Source organism: Mammaliicoccus sp. O-M54 (genome assembly GCF_022386035.1).
Classification (GTDB): domain Bacteria; phylum Bacillota; class Bacilli; order Staphylococcales; family Staphylococcaceae; genus Mammaliicoccus; species Mammaliicoccus sciuri_A.
This window is the reverse complement of record NZ_JAJNJE010000004.1, coordinates 47,792-60,715: the sequence shown is the minus strand read 5'-3', so window position 1 is coordinate 60,715 and position 12,924 is coordinate 47,792. Positions and strand designations below refer to the sequence as shown.

Here is a 12,924-nt window from a genome sequence, read left to right as displayed (position 1 = left end):
AATATCGACATATAAGGAGTGGGAAAAACATGGAATTAGCAAAAGCATTAGAAAAAAGACGCTCTGTTAAATCTTATGAGCCATACGATTTAGATAGAGAAACAATTTATAATTTATTAGATCAAGCTGCATTATCACCTTCAGCTTGGAACTTACAACAATGGAAAGTAATTGTTGTTGATACAGATGAAGCAAAAGAAAAATTATATAACGCAGCTAATAAACAAATTAAAATAAAAGAATCTAGCGCGACATTTATCATTTTAGGTGACTTAAATGCACATGAAACAATTGGTGATATCGCAGATGATTGGATAGACCATAAACATATACCAGCTGATAAAAAATCAGGATTAATACAAAGTGTCCACCAATTCTTTGAAAGTGATACAAACAGAAGAGACGAAGCAATACGTGGCGCTTCATTATTTGCGATGAGTTTAATGTTAGTCAGTGAAGACGCAGGTCTCGCAACTTGCCCAATGATAGGCTTTGACAAACAAGCAGTAATTGATGCATTTAATATTGAAGATAACTTAGTACCAGCAATGCTTATCTCAATTGGTAAAGGTGAAATGAATAATGATAGAGCCTCACGCATACCAGCATCAGCATTTGCGAAATTCGAATAAAGAATGTTCTAAATTTGTAAAAAACTCACCTCATTCATGCATAAAAAAGTATTATAATGAAAGTAACAAAGTGAGGTGTTTAAGATGAACAAACGTTATCAAAAGGTTCTAGTACTTTACTTAATTTCAACGTTCGTGCCATATGCATTATTCAGTAGAAAAAATGATAGCACATTAACTAAAACTTGGTTACCAAGTTCATTAGTAGGATACGGTATCTTTGCATATGGACTCAAAGTTTTAACAAAAATGAAAAAAGCAGCTTAACCATAAGCTGCTTTCCGATTAGGAGCAATATGAGCAAACTGAACTTATGTAAGTTCAGTTTGTTTTTTGTTTGGGGGGTGGATGGTGGGAAAGTCTTGGCTTTATTCGGTACTTAAGCCATGACTTAGACGATCTCTTGGCTTTATTCGGGACTTAAGCCATGACTTGGGCGATCTCTTGGCTTTACTCGGTACTTAAGCCATGACTTGGGCGATCTCTTGGCTTTATTCTGTACTTAAGCCATGACTTGGACGATCTCTTGGCTTTATTCAGTACTTAAGCCATGACTTGGACGATCTCTTGGCTTTACTCTGTACTTAAGCCATGACTTGGGCGATCTCTTGGCTTTATTCAGTACTTAAGCTAAGACCCAATACTCAAACTTACACCACCCACACCATTACACACTACTACTTCTCACTTTTTACCATTTCTGCATATTCTGTATCGGTTATGGCATAAATGACATCGTCTACTACTTTTTCTTTATGAATTCTGTTTTTAGGCATGACCCCTATTTTCTTCATGCCGAGTCTTTTCATCACTTCGCCTGATTTCGGATTAATTGTACTGTGCATTGCTTTTACTTGATTAAGTCCTAATGTTTCAAATGATAGTGATAGCAATGCTAATCCTGCTTCTGTCATATAGCCATTACCTGTATATTTTAAGTTAAGGGCATAACCGAGTTCTCCGCGTTTATGTTCTTGCTCAACTCTTAAATCAATTGTACCTATTAATTTATCTTCGGATTTTAATTCGATACCATACTTTCCTAATGGTGCGTTCATATAATATCCCGCAATTACACTTTTAGTTTCTTCTTTAGATAAGTGTGTTGGAAATACATGTGTTGTATTTTCAACATCAGATGCATATTCGAATAATGATTCAACATCATTTAAATTAATAGGTCTTAATATAAGTCTTTCTGTTTCCAATATTTGATTTTCTGCTAATTCGACTAATACATCCATACTTAACACCTACTTATGATTGATATTCGTTCAACGCTAATGCTAGACAACCGATTATACCTTGGTCATCATTTAAACTTGGCGTAACAATATATTCTTCTACTGGTGGCACTGCAATATAGTTGTTATTTAATCGTTCAAATTGCTCATGCACTTTTTTTAATAAATGTGATTGATGCATCACACCACCGCCAAAAATGATTTTTTCAGGCGACAACATAAGTGCTGTATTAAGTGCTGCTTGTGCAATATAATAAGCAACGATATCCCAGTCTTGAGCATTTTCATGAATTTCTTTTGCAGAAATACCTGCTCTTTTTTCGATTGCTGGACCTGAAGCTAAACCTTCTAAACAATTACCGTGGTACGGACAATTACCTTCAAAGTCTTGATCATCTTTATGAATTTTAATAGACATATGTCCCATTTCAGGATGACTTAACCCTTGAACAATTTTCCCTTTTACGATCGCACCACCACCGATACCAGTACCTACTGTATAGTAAACAGCTGAGTCAATATTTTTTGCGATTCCTTTTTTATACTCACCGTATAAAGAGGCATTTACATCTGTTGTAAATGCTACAGGTACGTCGAAATGTTCTTGAACTGCTCCTATAAAATCAAAATTTTGCCACGCAATTTTTGGTGTCGAAGTGATATATCCATATGTATCAGAATCTTTATTGATATCTATCGGTCCAAATGATCCTATACCTATACTACTAATTTGATATTGTTTAAAAAATTCTATAACTTTAGGTAATGTTTCTGACGGCTCAGTTGTTGGTATAGAGATGCGTTCAATTACATTTAAATCTTCATCACCAACTGCACATACAAATTTCGTTCCACCCGCTTCAATCGCACCTAGAAGTTTCACTTATATCACACTCTTTCCCATTTTATTTATTTTCACAAATCATACTCTAAATCATAACGCATACGTTCATTAGAACCATCTCTTCTTCTTGAAGACGATTAACATAATAATTGCTATAACGGCCATAATAACAAGAACAATATAATACCCATCATGCCATTCGAGTTCTGGCATATTCGTAAAGTTCATCCCGTAAATACCTGCAATTAAAGTTAAAGGCATAAACACAACAGAATAAATGGTTAATATTTTCATTATATTGTTCATCTTGAATGAGTTCAAAGAAATATAATTATCTCGTATATCACTCGTCATTTCTCGTGACGAATCTACCATTTCCATTTGTTTCATAAGGTGGTCATTAATATGCGTAATATATAGAAATTGTTGTTCATTAAGATGCAACACTTTACCTTCACGCATTCTATATACTAAATCCTTCATAGGTTGAACAGTTCTTTTAATAATCAACAATTCTTGTCTTAAATCAAATGTGTCATCGATTAACGTCTTAGTTGTAATATCTAAATTATGACGATCTTCGAAATTAAACACCTTGTCTTCAATGTCATAAATAAACGGAAAATAGTTGTCTACTATATCATCTAGAATATGTAATAGTATATCTTTAGGTTCATTTATTTCGATTGTTTCATTAAATAACTTTCTTTTGATCGTATCGATTTCTTCATAACGTTCTCTATGGAATGTCACAATAAAATCATCACCAATAAATATATCCACTTCTTCAGATTCTAAAGTCTTTAGATCCAATGCATGGAATACAATAAATTGATAATCATCATATTGTTTAAACTTCGGTCTTTGTTGTACTTGCGTTGCGTCTTCTACTGATAAAGGATGAAAATTAAAATAATCAACTAATATTTCAGATTCTTCTTTAGTTGGTTCATTTAAATCAACCCATATCCATTTTTTCTCTTCTGAAATATCTTTAGGTGAATTGGTTTCTTTTATTTCATCTTTTAAATTGACATAATAAGTTTTAATCATCTTTTTCACACCATTTTTCGCTTTACTTTATTTCATATTATACAACTAAAAAAGCAGTGAGCAAATATACTCACTACTAAAAATAAATTATGAAAATACTACTGTCTTATTACCATTTACGATAACTTTATGTTCACAATGCCATTGCACCGCTCTCGCTAATACTTGAGATTCAACATGCCTACCTGTATGTTTCATATCTTGTGCAGTATATCTATGATTAACTCTTACAACATCCTGCTCAATAATTGGTCCTGCATCTAAGTCTTCAGTCACATAATGACTCGTCGCCCCAATTAATTTAACACCTCTTGTATAGGCTTGTTTATAAGGGTTCGCACCAATAAATGACGGTAAGAATGAATGGTGAATGTTAATAATTTTCAAGTGATGTCTTTCAACAAATACTGGTGATAATATTTGCATGTATTTCGCAAGTACTAGTAAATCAACATTGTAGCTTTCACAAATGCTTGTAATTTCATCTTCACTTTCACGCTTTGTTTCTTTTGTTACGCTAACATGATGAAAAGGAATGCCCATATCTTCAACAAATTTGCGATTATTCTCGTGATTACTAATGACGCAACTGATTTCAATCGGAAATTCTTGTCGATTCGCACGTAACATAATTTCACTTAACGCATGGTCTTCTTTAGACACAAGTAACGCTGTTTTCACTTTTTCTTCAGCATCAAAGATTTGAAAATTAATCTTTCTATTTGTCAGTTCATTCTCTAAAAGTGATTTAACTTCATCGTTTTTATCAAATTCTATACGTAAATATAAATGATTTTCTTCTTCTTGAATGTCTGTATAGTGATCTAAATGAAATATATTTGAATTTGTATCTTTTATAATAGTGGATATTAATGATGTAATGCCAATTTCATCTTTACAATCAGCCAATAAAATATAATGCTTACTCATGTGCCTCATCCTTTGATTAATTTTGGAAATATTCTTACAATATCAACTATTATAAAATTTAATTTAAAAGAAAACAATAAATTACATCATCAGTTTCAAATGTAAACGTATTCATTTATTATTTTTCCCAATACATGAATTGGTCTAGTTGTAATGATGCTAACGTCTCACGAATTAATCTTTTGCGATCATAGTAATTAAGACCATGTGATTTGAGTTTTGTAATCTTTCCTTCTTGAACATATTCACCTTTATACAAATTTTTATTCTTCGATACTTTAATGGTCGACTTAGCACCTTCTTTAGGAGAAATAAATAATGGATCAAATATTTTATAAACTAAGTTCCCAAATGTTTGATTATATTTTGTTTTTCCTAAATTAGTTGAAACAGCACCTGGATGCACTGCCGTAACATGTAAGCCATCTTTTGAAAATTTTTCATGTAATTCTTGCATAAAATATAAAGTCGCAAGCTTAGATCTTCCATAAGACTTAATCGGATTAAATCTTAATGGATACTTAAAGTTTCGTCTTCCAAGATGTGCAAATAAATATGCGCCAGATGATACGATAATAATTTGTTTGTCATGACTATTCATAATTGAACCAAATAATATATGCGTTAGCATAAAGTGTCCTAAATAGTTCGTACCAAACATTAATTCGTAACCATCTACAGTTTTTTGTCTTGTTAATGACATGACGCCTGCATTATTGATGAGACAGTCGACATAAGGATATCGTTCTAAAACAAGTGTCGCAGCTTTCATAACATTTGCTAAATCTGATAAATTACACTTAATAACATCTACTGTAATATGTTGATGTTCCGCTTCTAAAAGCTTTTTTAAGTCATTACCTTTTTCAACATTTCTACATAACAAAATAATAATGTCATAATCGTGTGCTAATTCAATAACGGTTGATTTTCCTATTCCTGAAGTTGGTCCAGTGATTGCTAGAATTCTATTCGACATTGTTTATCTCCTTATTTTTATTGCTTTTTCACATAATTTTGATGTACATAAATCAGTTCTTTAGCCATTTCTTTAATGACTTCAGTAGAAATAAGTTGATCTTCAGCATGGGACAATAACAAATTTAAAGGAACCGGCTCACCTGAAGCTTCTGCTTGAATCAGATCCTTATGCACTTTATGTCCTTCAACTAAAAATTGATTGCCTTCAGAAACTAAGTTCTCAGCTGTTTCAAAATTGCCTTCTTTTGCTTCTTGAATTGCTTGCATATAATTACTTTTTGCCATTCCTACATTTGTAATAATTTGAAAGGCAATTTGTTCATATTTTTCCATATTCTCACCTTATTCCATTAATCTTTCAGCATGTTTCAATACGCCTTCTCCATCCATCATGCCATATTGTTGCATATCAATTACATCTACTGGTACTTTTCCATTTGCTACTTTTTCTACTTGTGCTTTTTGAAATCTTACTTGTGGTCCTAGTAGAATAACATCTACTTCATCAACTTTTGTTTCTGCTTCTGATAAGGCTAATGCCTCTACTTCGTATTCTTTACCTTCTTTATTTGCAGTATCTTGCATTTTTTTAACTAACATACTTGTAGACATACCCGCTGAGCAAACTAATAATATTTTTTTCATGTTAATCTTTCTCCTTTATATTAAATTTAAAATGTGCCCAAGGTTTTAAATAGTTGAGCAGTGGTAAATCATGTGGCTCAATTCTGCCAATAACATTGACTTTTCCAGTATTGAGCATCGGCTTTAATGCAATTTGTAATTCACCTTTATATTGACCATATTCTTCATTGTCTATTAATATGTCACCACGTTTAATGGCAACTGTATGATGTGCTGGAAATGATTCATTTTTATACTTCACACGACTTTGTGTTGAACGAATCATATACTCACTCACATCACCTCTATAAAAATGTGGCTCTTCGATTGCAATTTTCTTCTCTAAGTCAGATATTTCATCAAATAATTTTGCATCAAATGTAATAGGTTCATTTATCAAACGACTCAAAATCTCTAATTCTGCTTCTGAAGGGTAACAATTGCTGATGATGACATCATCTATCAACCCAGTAGCCCATAAATGTTGTGCTTGGGTTGTAACTGGTAAACCTCTATGATCTTCTAAAGTAGGCAAACCTTCTGTAACTGGCCATGGTCCAAAGTCAGCTACTTTACTTGAAACAAATGCTGCTGTTCTTAACCCATATTTTTTGAATTTTTTACTACCTTCTAAAAAGAATGCCTCGGATATCCCTGCATATCGATGCGGATAAAAATTATGGCATCCTACTAAACAAGCGCGATTCGGCTCAAAATCCATCACATTATCAATATAATGATTCATCACACTCATATTCAGTTCAATCTTTATGCCATAAGGATTATAAGTCATATCACTTGTTTCTTTCGCACCTATCCCTTCATCAAGTCTTATACCGTCTACACCTAAATCATTGAAAAAAGATAAATCATTTGGTTCGATGCCGAGTACTTTGAATGTGCGAGGTGCCACATCTATAAAAATTTCAAAGTTTAAATTTTTAGCATAACGAATCGTTTTTTCAATGACTGGTAACAATGTCGCTTTATTTTCATCGGTAAGTTGCAATAAATTTGTAAATATTCTCGTAAAACCGTATTGATGGGCTTTTTCGATATATTGAATATCTTCATTTTCATTTGATTTTCCTGGATATAAAGAAATTCCTAACCGTTTCATCAAACTTCACTTCCATTCACAATATATTTCTTTTTTTATAATTTTGAATATTTTATCTATTTAGTTTATACTATAACAAAATTGAAGCGCTTACAAACGAAGGGGGATTTTTTTATGAATAACTTTGCGACATGGATAGAAGGCAAACTTTCAGGTCCAATGACCAAGCTTTCTAACCAGCGTCATTTACTCGCCATTCGTGACGGGGTTATTTCAGCACTTCCATTTATTATATTCGGCTCATTCTTCCTAATATTTGCGACACCACCGTTACCAGAGTCGTGGGCAATTACTCAGTGGGCAACAGAACACGCTGAGCAAATTTTAATTCCATATAGAATGACGATGTTTATCATGAGTTTGTATATTGTGTTTGGTATAGGTTACAATCTCGCCAAATCCTATGACTTAGATCCATTGTCAGCAGCACAACTTTCCACTGCTGCATTCTTATTAACAATCGCACCAACTATGGATAAAAAATTAGGTTTCGTATTACCAATGACCAATTTAGGGGGTCACGGACTATTTGTTGCAATGTTTGTTGCGATATTCTCAGTAGAAATATATCGATTATGTAAAAATAAAAATATTACGATCAAGATGCCACCTCAAGTACCGCCATCAGTAAGTCGCTCATTTGAATCTTTAATCCCAGTAGTTTTTGTACTCGGTGCAATGAGTATCATTACAGTAGTATTCCAACTTGATTTACATACACTCGTTGATAAAATCGTAGGTCCGCTTGTCTTTGCAGGTGATACATTGCCTGGTGTACTAGTACCTGTATTCTTAACAACTTTCTTCTGGGCATTTGGTATTCATGGTATGTCAATTGTCGGGACAATCGAGCGTCCTCTATGGGAAGTTTATTTAGCTAAAAATGCAGAAGCACATGCTGCCGGTGAACCATTACCGCATATAGCACCAGAAACATTTTTCCAATGGTTTGTTTGGATAGGTGGCGCAGGTGCTACATTAGGACTTGTCATTTGTATATTATTGTTTGCAAAATCTCAGTTCTTAAAGAAATTCGGTAAAGCTGTATCAATACCATCATTATTTAATATTAATGAACCAGTAATATTTGGATTACCAATTGTATTAAATCCAATCATGGTTATACCATTTATTATCATTCCATTAGTATTAACCGTCATAACCTACTTAGCAACATTATTTGGACTCGTAAATGCCACAAGCGTAATGGCACCATGGACATTACCAGCTCCAATCGGTGCATATTTAGCAACAGGTGGCGATTGGCGAGCAATCGTACTCGTACTATTTAATATCGCCGTTTCAGTCATTATCTATTTCCCATTCTTCAAAATGTACGACCGTAAAATGGTCTTAGAAGAAAGCGGCGAATCAAAAGAACAAATCGAACAAGATATGAAAGAAGGCAAATAGTAAGAAAAGAGGAACCCTCAGGGACACAGTTTCATTTGTCCCTGAGGGTTTTTATTTTTGGTATGTAGGGAATGTCTTGGCTTAAGTTAGGTATTAAGCCATGACTTGGGCTATCTCTTGGCTTAAGTTAGACATTAAACTAAGACTTGGGACATCTCTTGGCTTAAGTTAGACATTAAGCTACGACTTGGACTATCTCTTGGCTTTATTCAGTAGTTAAGCTATGACTTGGATGATCTCTTGGCTTAAGTTAGACATTAAGCCATGACTTGGTTGTTCTCTTGGCTTAAGTTAGTAGTTAAGCTAAGACTTGATTGATCTCTTGGCTTTATTCAGTAGTTAAGCTATGACTTCGGCTATCTCTTGGCTTTATTTGGACATTAAGCTAAGACTTGGACGATCTCTTGGCTTAAGTTAGTAGTTAAGCTATGACTTGGGCTATCTCTTGGCTTAAGTTAGACGTTAAGCCATGACTTGATTGATCTCTTGGCTTAAGTTGGACATTAAGCTAAGACTTGGGACATCTCTTGGCTTTATTCAGTAGTTAAGCTACGACTTGGGACATCTCTTGGCTTTATTCAATAGTTAAGCTAAGACTTGGACGATCTCTTGGCTTAAGTTAGGCGTTAAGCCATGACTTGGGCTATCTCTTGGCTTAAGTTGGTAGTTAAGCTATGACTTGGGGCATCTCTTGGCTTTATTCAGTAGTTAAGCTATGACTTGGGTGATTTCTTGGCTTAAGTTAGACATTAAGCCATGACTTAGGGGATTTCTTGGCTTAAGTTAGTAGTTAAGCTAAGACTTGGACGATCTCTTGGCTTAATTTAGTAGTTAAGCTATGACTTGGACTATCTCTTGGCTTTATTCAGTAGTTAAGCTATGACTTAGGCTATCTCTTGGCTTTATTCAGTAGTTAAGCTATGACTTCGGCTATCTCTTGGCTTTATTCAGTAGTTAAGCTATGACTTCGGCTATCTCTTGGCTTTATTCAGTAGTTAAGCTAAGACTTCGGCTATCTCTTGGCTTTATTCAGTAGTTAAGCTATGACTTAGGCTATCTCTTGGCTTTATTCAGTAGTTAATCTAAGACTTAGGACATCTCTGTTAGCATTCCTAATTTTCATTCAATACAATGTTATGTATTATACTAGTTTAAGAATTTTTATGATAAATCAAATATTCATCAAGATAAGGCACTTCAATAACTTTCGACCAATTTAATATGGACCCAATAAAATCATTAATGTCTAATCCAGGCATATCATATGTATTTTCATCATTTACTGTTCCGCATGCATCTTCAACTACATGAACTTTAAGCCCTAATTCAAAAGCTGAAATTGCTGTAAAAAGGACACAATATTCAATGTTAAATCCGACTATAACTAATTCAGTTACTTTATATTCATCTAATAAGATTTTTAAAGGAGTATTAAAAAATGCACTAGGTGTATCTTTTTTAATAAGAATATCACTTAAATTATTTATATCATTATCTAATTCTCCACAATCATCATGTTTTATTATGAAAATAGGTAAATTATCATTTTTGAATAACTCACTTATAGCTAATATTTTACTTTTAATATCACATCCATTCTCACCTTTTAAAAACTTTTTATGTACATCTATTATCAATAAGCCTTTCATATATTTCACCTCAACAGATTCAAAAATAATTTATTTTATCTATTTAGCTATTTTTAACTTATATTATCATTTGAGGAAAATAATTACAATTTACATTCTGTACATTATTAAAGTCGTGAGTTTATTCCATCTTTAACTCACATCTTTCTTAATCTCGTGGGTTTATTACTTCTTTAACTCACATGTTTTGCGATCTCGTGAGTTTATTCCAACTTTAACTCACATCTTTCTTAATCTCGTGGGTTTATTACTTCTTTAACTCACATGTTCAGCAATCTTGTGAGTTTATTACTTCTTTAACTCACATGTTTTGCGATCTCGTGAGTTTACTACCTCTTTAACTCACATCTTTTTCAATCTTGTGAGTTTACTGCCTCTTTAACTCACATGTTTTGCGGTCTCGTGAGTTTATTCCATCTTTAACTCACATGTTTTACGATCTCGTGTGTTTATTCCACATTTAACTCACATGTTTTGCGATCTCGTGAGTTTACTACCTCTTTAACTCACATCTTTCCGCACCCATACCCCATACCCAACAAGCCTCCACACCTAAAACAAACTTCCACTCCCCATACTCCTCATTCCAAATAAAAAAGCCTGATACAGCTATTGAACTGTACCAGGCTTTCCCTACTATATTAAATAATAATATCAATAAAGAACCAGATAATCATGACTACCATAATCAATGCTTTTGCTATTGAACTTGTTAAGAAACCAAGTAATGATCCTACGCTTGCATTTGTTGCAGCTGCAATATCACCTTTTTGAATGATTTCTGTTACAAATACTAATACAAATGGAACGATTATAATTCCAAATGGAGGAAATACGAAACAACCGATGATGACACCGACTGCTGCCATTGTTTCTCCTAATTTAGAACCTCCAAATTTCTTAACGAAATAACTATTCATAATGATATCTGACAAGATCATAAATATTGTAAATACAATCATTACTACCCAAAATACCCAAGACAATTTGCTTGAATCAATTGCAAAGTGATAAATGAAATACCCAACCCATATAAATAATACGGATGGAATTATAGGTTTCACTAATCCTATAAATGCAATTACAAACATTAAGATAATTAATATCCAACTTATTGCTGTCATTTTTATATCTCCTAACTTACTTTAGTTTCGTTATGTGTCGTATGTTCTACTGTGAAAATAAGTAATACAAATGCTACTGCTATTGATAAACTTGAAACAAAGAATACATTTCCTAGTCCAACGAGATCACTCATAATACCACCTAATAAATTTCCACCTAACTGACCGATGACCATTGCATTGGCAAATAATGTTGATGCGTATCCTGGAAATTCTGGTAAAATATCTTGAAAATAACTAATACCTAAACCGAGTAAAATAGCTAAGAAGAATGCTAATGCGAGTTGTCCTATCAACATTGCGACGAAACTATCAAACACCCCGATGCTAAAGTAATAACCGAATCCAAAAATAGATCCAACCATTAATAATGTTTTTGTTTTGAACTTACTTGCAATAATACCAAGTATAATCATAAACGGAACTTCTAAGCCCGCACATAAACTTGCTAAATAGCCGACATGTGATTCATTATCTTTAAGATATTCTGTTACATATAATGGCATATTCAGCGTGTACATCCACTGACCGACATGTAACAAAATGAATGCTAGAAATGGTATTAATAATGTCGGTTCTTTCATTAAGTTTGGTGCTTTCTTTTCAGTAAAATTACCGATAGCATTTTTAATAACTTTCTTCGGTTCTTTATAAAATATAATTAATAATACTAAAACTGTTAAAAATAGTGCCACCGTTCCACCAAACAATCCATCATATCCAAAAGCACTTAACAATACAGTCCCAATTAAAGGACCAAATAAAAATCCTAATGAAAATGTAGAACGTAGAACTGTATTAGCAAATATACTTCTATCTTTATAAGCTGATTCATTAATTGATTCACGTGCTGAGGCATACATTTGAGGCATTGCTGGTGCAGCTAGACCTTGGAACATTGCGTAAAGTGCGATGAACACCCAAATAGTATGTATGTAGAAATAAATGGAGAAACATAATGCACCCATAATAAGTGCGGTAATGATAAGATATTTACGATTAATTTTGCCACTATCTGAAAATCTAGCAACAATAGAGTTTACTGTAAATGATGCCCCTGCTGCAAGCGCCATTAACAACCCATATTGTCCTTTCGTCATGCCTAAATGTTGCGTCGCATACAACACTAGGAATGGAACAGTAATCGCAACTGCCATACCAAGTAAACCCATATTTGCGGTAAAGAGTTTATAATTTTTTATTTGAAATAATTTCAAAAACATGAATTCACAACTTCCTATATTTTATTATATGCTTGTACTTTAAAGCTTATCCTCTGTTACGTCAATGCTTTATTGCTATAATTCACA

At 33.2% G+C, this 12,924-nt stretch carries 14 protein-coding genes; 3 read left to right on the top strand and 11 right to left on the bottom strand.

Annotation, left to right across the window (positions count from 1 at the left end; genetic code table 11):
- Nucleotides 1-29: 29 nt before the first annotated feature.
- Nucleotides 30-632, top strand: coding sequence for a nitroreductase family protein (locus tag LQ673_RS08105; protein WP_037589109.1), 603 nt, complete (start codon nt 30-32; stop codon nt 630-632).
- Between the two features lie 84 nt (nt 633-716).
- Entirely contained in the window at nt 717-899 is a 183-nt protein-coding gene (locus tag LQ673_RS08100; RefSeq protein WP_025906889.1) for a hypothetical protein, read from the top strand.
- Nucleotides 900-1,309: 410 nt separating this feature from the next.
- Here LQ673_RS08100 and LQ673_RS08095 read toward each other — a convergent pair whose 3' ends face one another.
- From LQ673_RS08095 to LQ673_RS08060, 8 genes are all read right to left on the bottom strand, one after another.
- Nucleotides 1,310-1,876, bottom strand: coding sequence for a GNAT family N-acetyltransferase (locus tag LQ673_RS08095; RefSeq protein WP_037589965.1), 567 nt, complete (start codon nt 1,874-1,876; stop codon nt 1,310-1,312).
- Between the two features lie 13 nt (nt 1,877-1,889).
- Entirely contained in the window at nt 1,890-2,759 is an 870-nt protein-coding gene (locus LQ673_RS08090) for an ROK family protein (RefSeq protein WP_191835709.1), read from the bottom strand.
- Between the two features lie 69 nt (nt 2,760-2,828).
- A complete protein-coding gene (corA, locus tag LQ673_RS08085; RefSeq protein WP_191835708.1) occupies nt 2,829-3,773 on the bottom strand; it encodes a magnesium/cobalt transporter CorA in 945 nt (314 codons plus the stop codon).
- 87 nt (nt 3,774-3,860) lie between these two features.
- Complete coding sequence (gene purU, locus LQ673_RS08080; RefSeq protein ID WP_037589969.1) at nt 3,861-4,703, bottom strand: formyltetrahydrofolate deformylase; 843 nt, start codon at nt 4,701-4,703, stop codon at nt 3,861-3,863.
- Between the two features lie 118 nt (nt 4,704-4,821).
- Nucleotides 4,822-5,682: an SDR family NAD(P)-dependent oxidoreductase gene (locus tag LQ673_RS08075; RefSeq protein ID WP_191835707.1), complete on the bottom strand. Its 861-nt coding sequence runs from the start codon at nt 5,680-5,682 to the stop codon at nt 4,822-4,824.
- A 17-nt stretch (nt 5,683-5,699) separates the two neighbouring features.
- Nucleotides 5,700-6,017, bottom strand: coding sequence for a PTS sugar transporter subunit IIA (locus tag LQ673_RS08070; RefSeq protein ID WP_025904329.1), 318 nt, complete (start codon nt 6,015-6,017; stop codon nt 5,700-5,702).
- A 9-nt stretch (nt 6,018-6,026) separates the two neighbouring features.
- Nucleotides 6,027-6,329, bottom strand: coding sequence for a PTS sugar transporter subunit IIB (locus LQ673_RS08065; protein ID WP_191835706.1), 303 nt, complete (start codon nt 6,327-6,329; stop codon nt 6,027-6,029).
- A 1-nt stretch (nt 6,330) separates the two neighbouring features.
- The gene (locus tag LQ673_RS08060; protein WP_191835705.1) at nt 6,331-7,428 is read right to left on the bottom strand and encodes a DUF871 domain-containing protein; all 1,098 of its coding nucleotides are present in this window, start codon (nt 7,426-7,428) and stop codon (nt 6,331-6,333) included.
- Between the two features lie 114 nt (nt 7,429-7,542).
- Between LQ673_RS08060 and LQ673_RS08055 the strand changes: the two genes are divergently transcribed.
- Nucleotides 7,543-8,841, top strand: a complete 1,299-nt coding sequence (locus LQ673_RS08055) for a PTS sugar transporter subunit IIC (RefSeq protein ID WP_037589976.1) — start codon at nt 7,543-7,545, stop codon at nt 8,839-8,841.
- A 1,151-nt stretch (nt 8,842-9,992) separates the two neighbouring features.
- Here the strand turns inward: LQ673_RS08055 and LQ673_RS08050 are convergent.
- The 3 genes from LQ673_RS08050 to LQ673_RS08040 all read right to left on the bottom strand — a co-directional run bounded on the left by LQ673_RS08050 (nt 9,993) and on the right by LQ673_RS08040 (nt 12,837).
- Nucleotides 9,993-10,490: a cysteine hydrolase family protein gene (locus tag LQ673_RS08050; RefSeq protein WP_239705359.1), complete on the bottom strand. Its 498-nt coding sequence runs from the start codon at nt 10,488-10,490 to the stop codon at nt 9,993-9,995.
- Between the two features lie 641 nt (nt 10,491-11,131).
- A complete protein-coding gene (locus tag LQ673_RS08045; protein ID WP_025907349.1) occupies nt 11,132-11,614 on the bottom strand; it encodes a DUF456 domain-containing protein in 483 nt (160 codons plus the stop codon).
- Nucleotides 11,615-11,625: 11 nt separating this feature from the next.
- Nucleotides 11,626-12,837 carry a sugar efflux transporter gene (locus LQ673_RS08040; RefSeq protein ID WP_025907351.1) on the bottom strand — a complete coding sequence of 404 codons (1,212 nt, stop codon included), beginning with the start codon at nt 12,835-12,837 and terminating at the stop codon, nt 11,626-11,628.
- Nucleotides 12,838-12,924: the final 87 nt, after the last annotated feature.

What these genes read in the sequence shown, in the direction of transcription:
- LQ673_RS08105 (WP_037589109.1), top strand. Translation starts at nt 30, where the DNA reads ATGGAATTAGCAAAAGCATTAGAAAAAAGACGCTCTGTTAAATCTTAT.
- LQ673_RS08100 (WP_025906889.1), top strand. Translation starts at nt 717, where the DNA reads ATGAACAAACGTTATCAAAAGGTTCTAGTACTTTACTTAATTTCAACG.
- LQ673_RS08095 (WP_037589965.1), bottom strand. Translation starts at nt 1,876, where the DNA reads ATGGATGTATTAGTCGAATTAGCAGAAAATCAAATATTGGAAACAGAA.
- corA (WP_191835708.1), bottom strand. Translation starts at nt 3,773, where the DNA reads ATGATTAAAACTTATTATGTCAATTTAAAAGATGAAATAAAAGAAACC.
- purU (WP_037589969.1), bottom strand. Translation starts at nt 4,703, where the DNA reads ATGAGTAAGCATTATATTTTATTGGCTGATTGTAAAGATGAAATTGGC.
- LQ673_RS08075 (WP_191835707.1), bottom strand. Translation starts at nt 5,682, where the DNA reads ATGTCGAATAGAATTCTAGCAATCACTGGACCAACTTCAGGAATAGGA.
- LQ673_RS08070 (WP_025904329.1), bottom strand. Translation starts at nt 6,017, where the DNA reads ATGGAAAAATATGAACAAATTGCCTTTCAAATTATTACAAATGTAGGA.
- LQ673_RS08065 (WP_191835706.1), bottom strand. Translation starts at nt 6,329, where the DNA reads ATGAAAAAAATATTATTAGTTTGCTCAGCGGGTATGTCTACAAGTATG.
- LQ673_RS08060 (WP_191835705.1), bottom strand. Translation starts at nt 7,428, where the DNA reads ATGAAACGGTTAGGAATTTCTTTATATCCAGGAAAATCAAATGAAAAT.
- LQ673_RS08055 (WP_037589976.1), top strand. Translation starts at nt 7,543, where the DNA reads ATGAATAACTTTGCGACATGGATAGAAGGCAAACTTTCAGGTCCAATG.
- LQ673_RS08050 (WP_239705359.1), bottom strand. Translation starts at nt 10,490, where the DNA reads ATGAAAGGCTTATTGATAATAGATGTACATAAAAAGTTTTTAAAAGGT.
- LQ673_RS08045 (WP_025907349.1), bottom strand. Translation starts at nt 11,614, where the DNA reads ATGACAGCAATAAGTTGGATATTAATTATCTTAATGTTTGTAATTGCA.
- LQ673_RS08040 (WP_025907351.1), bottom strand. Translation starts at nt 12,837, where the DNA reads ATGTTTTTGAAATTATTTCAAATAAAAAATTATAAACTCTTTACCGCA.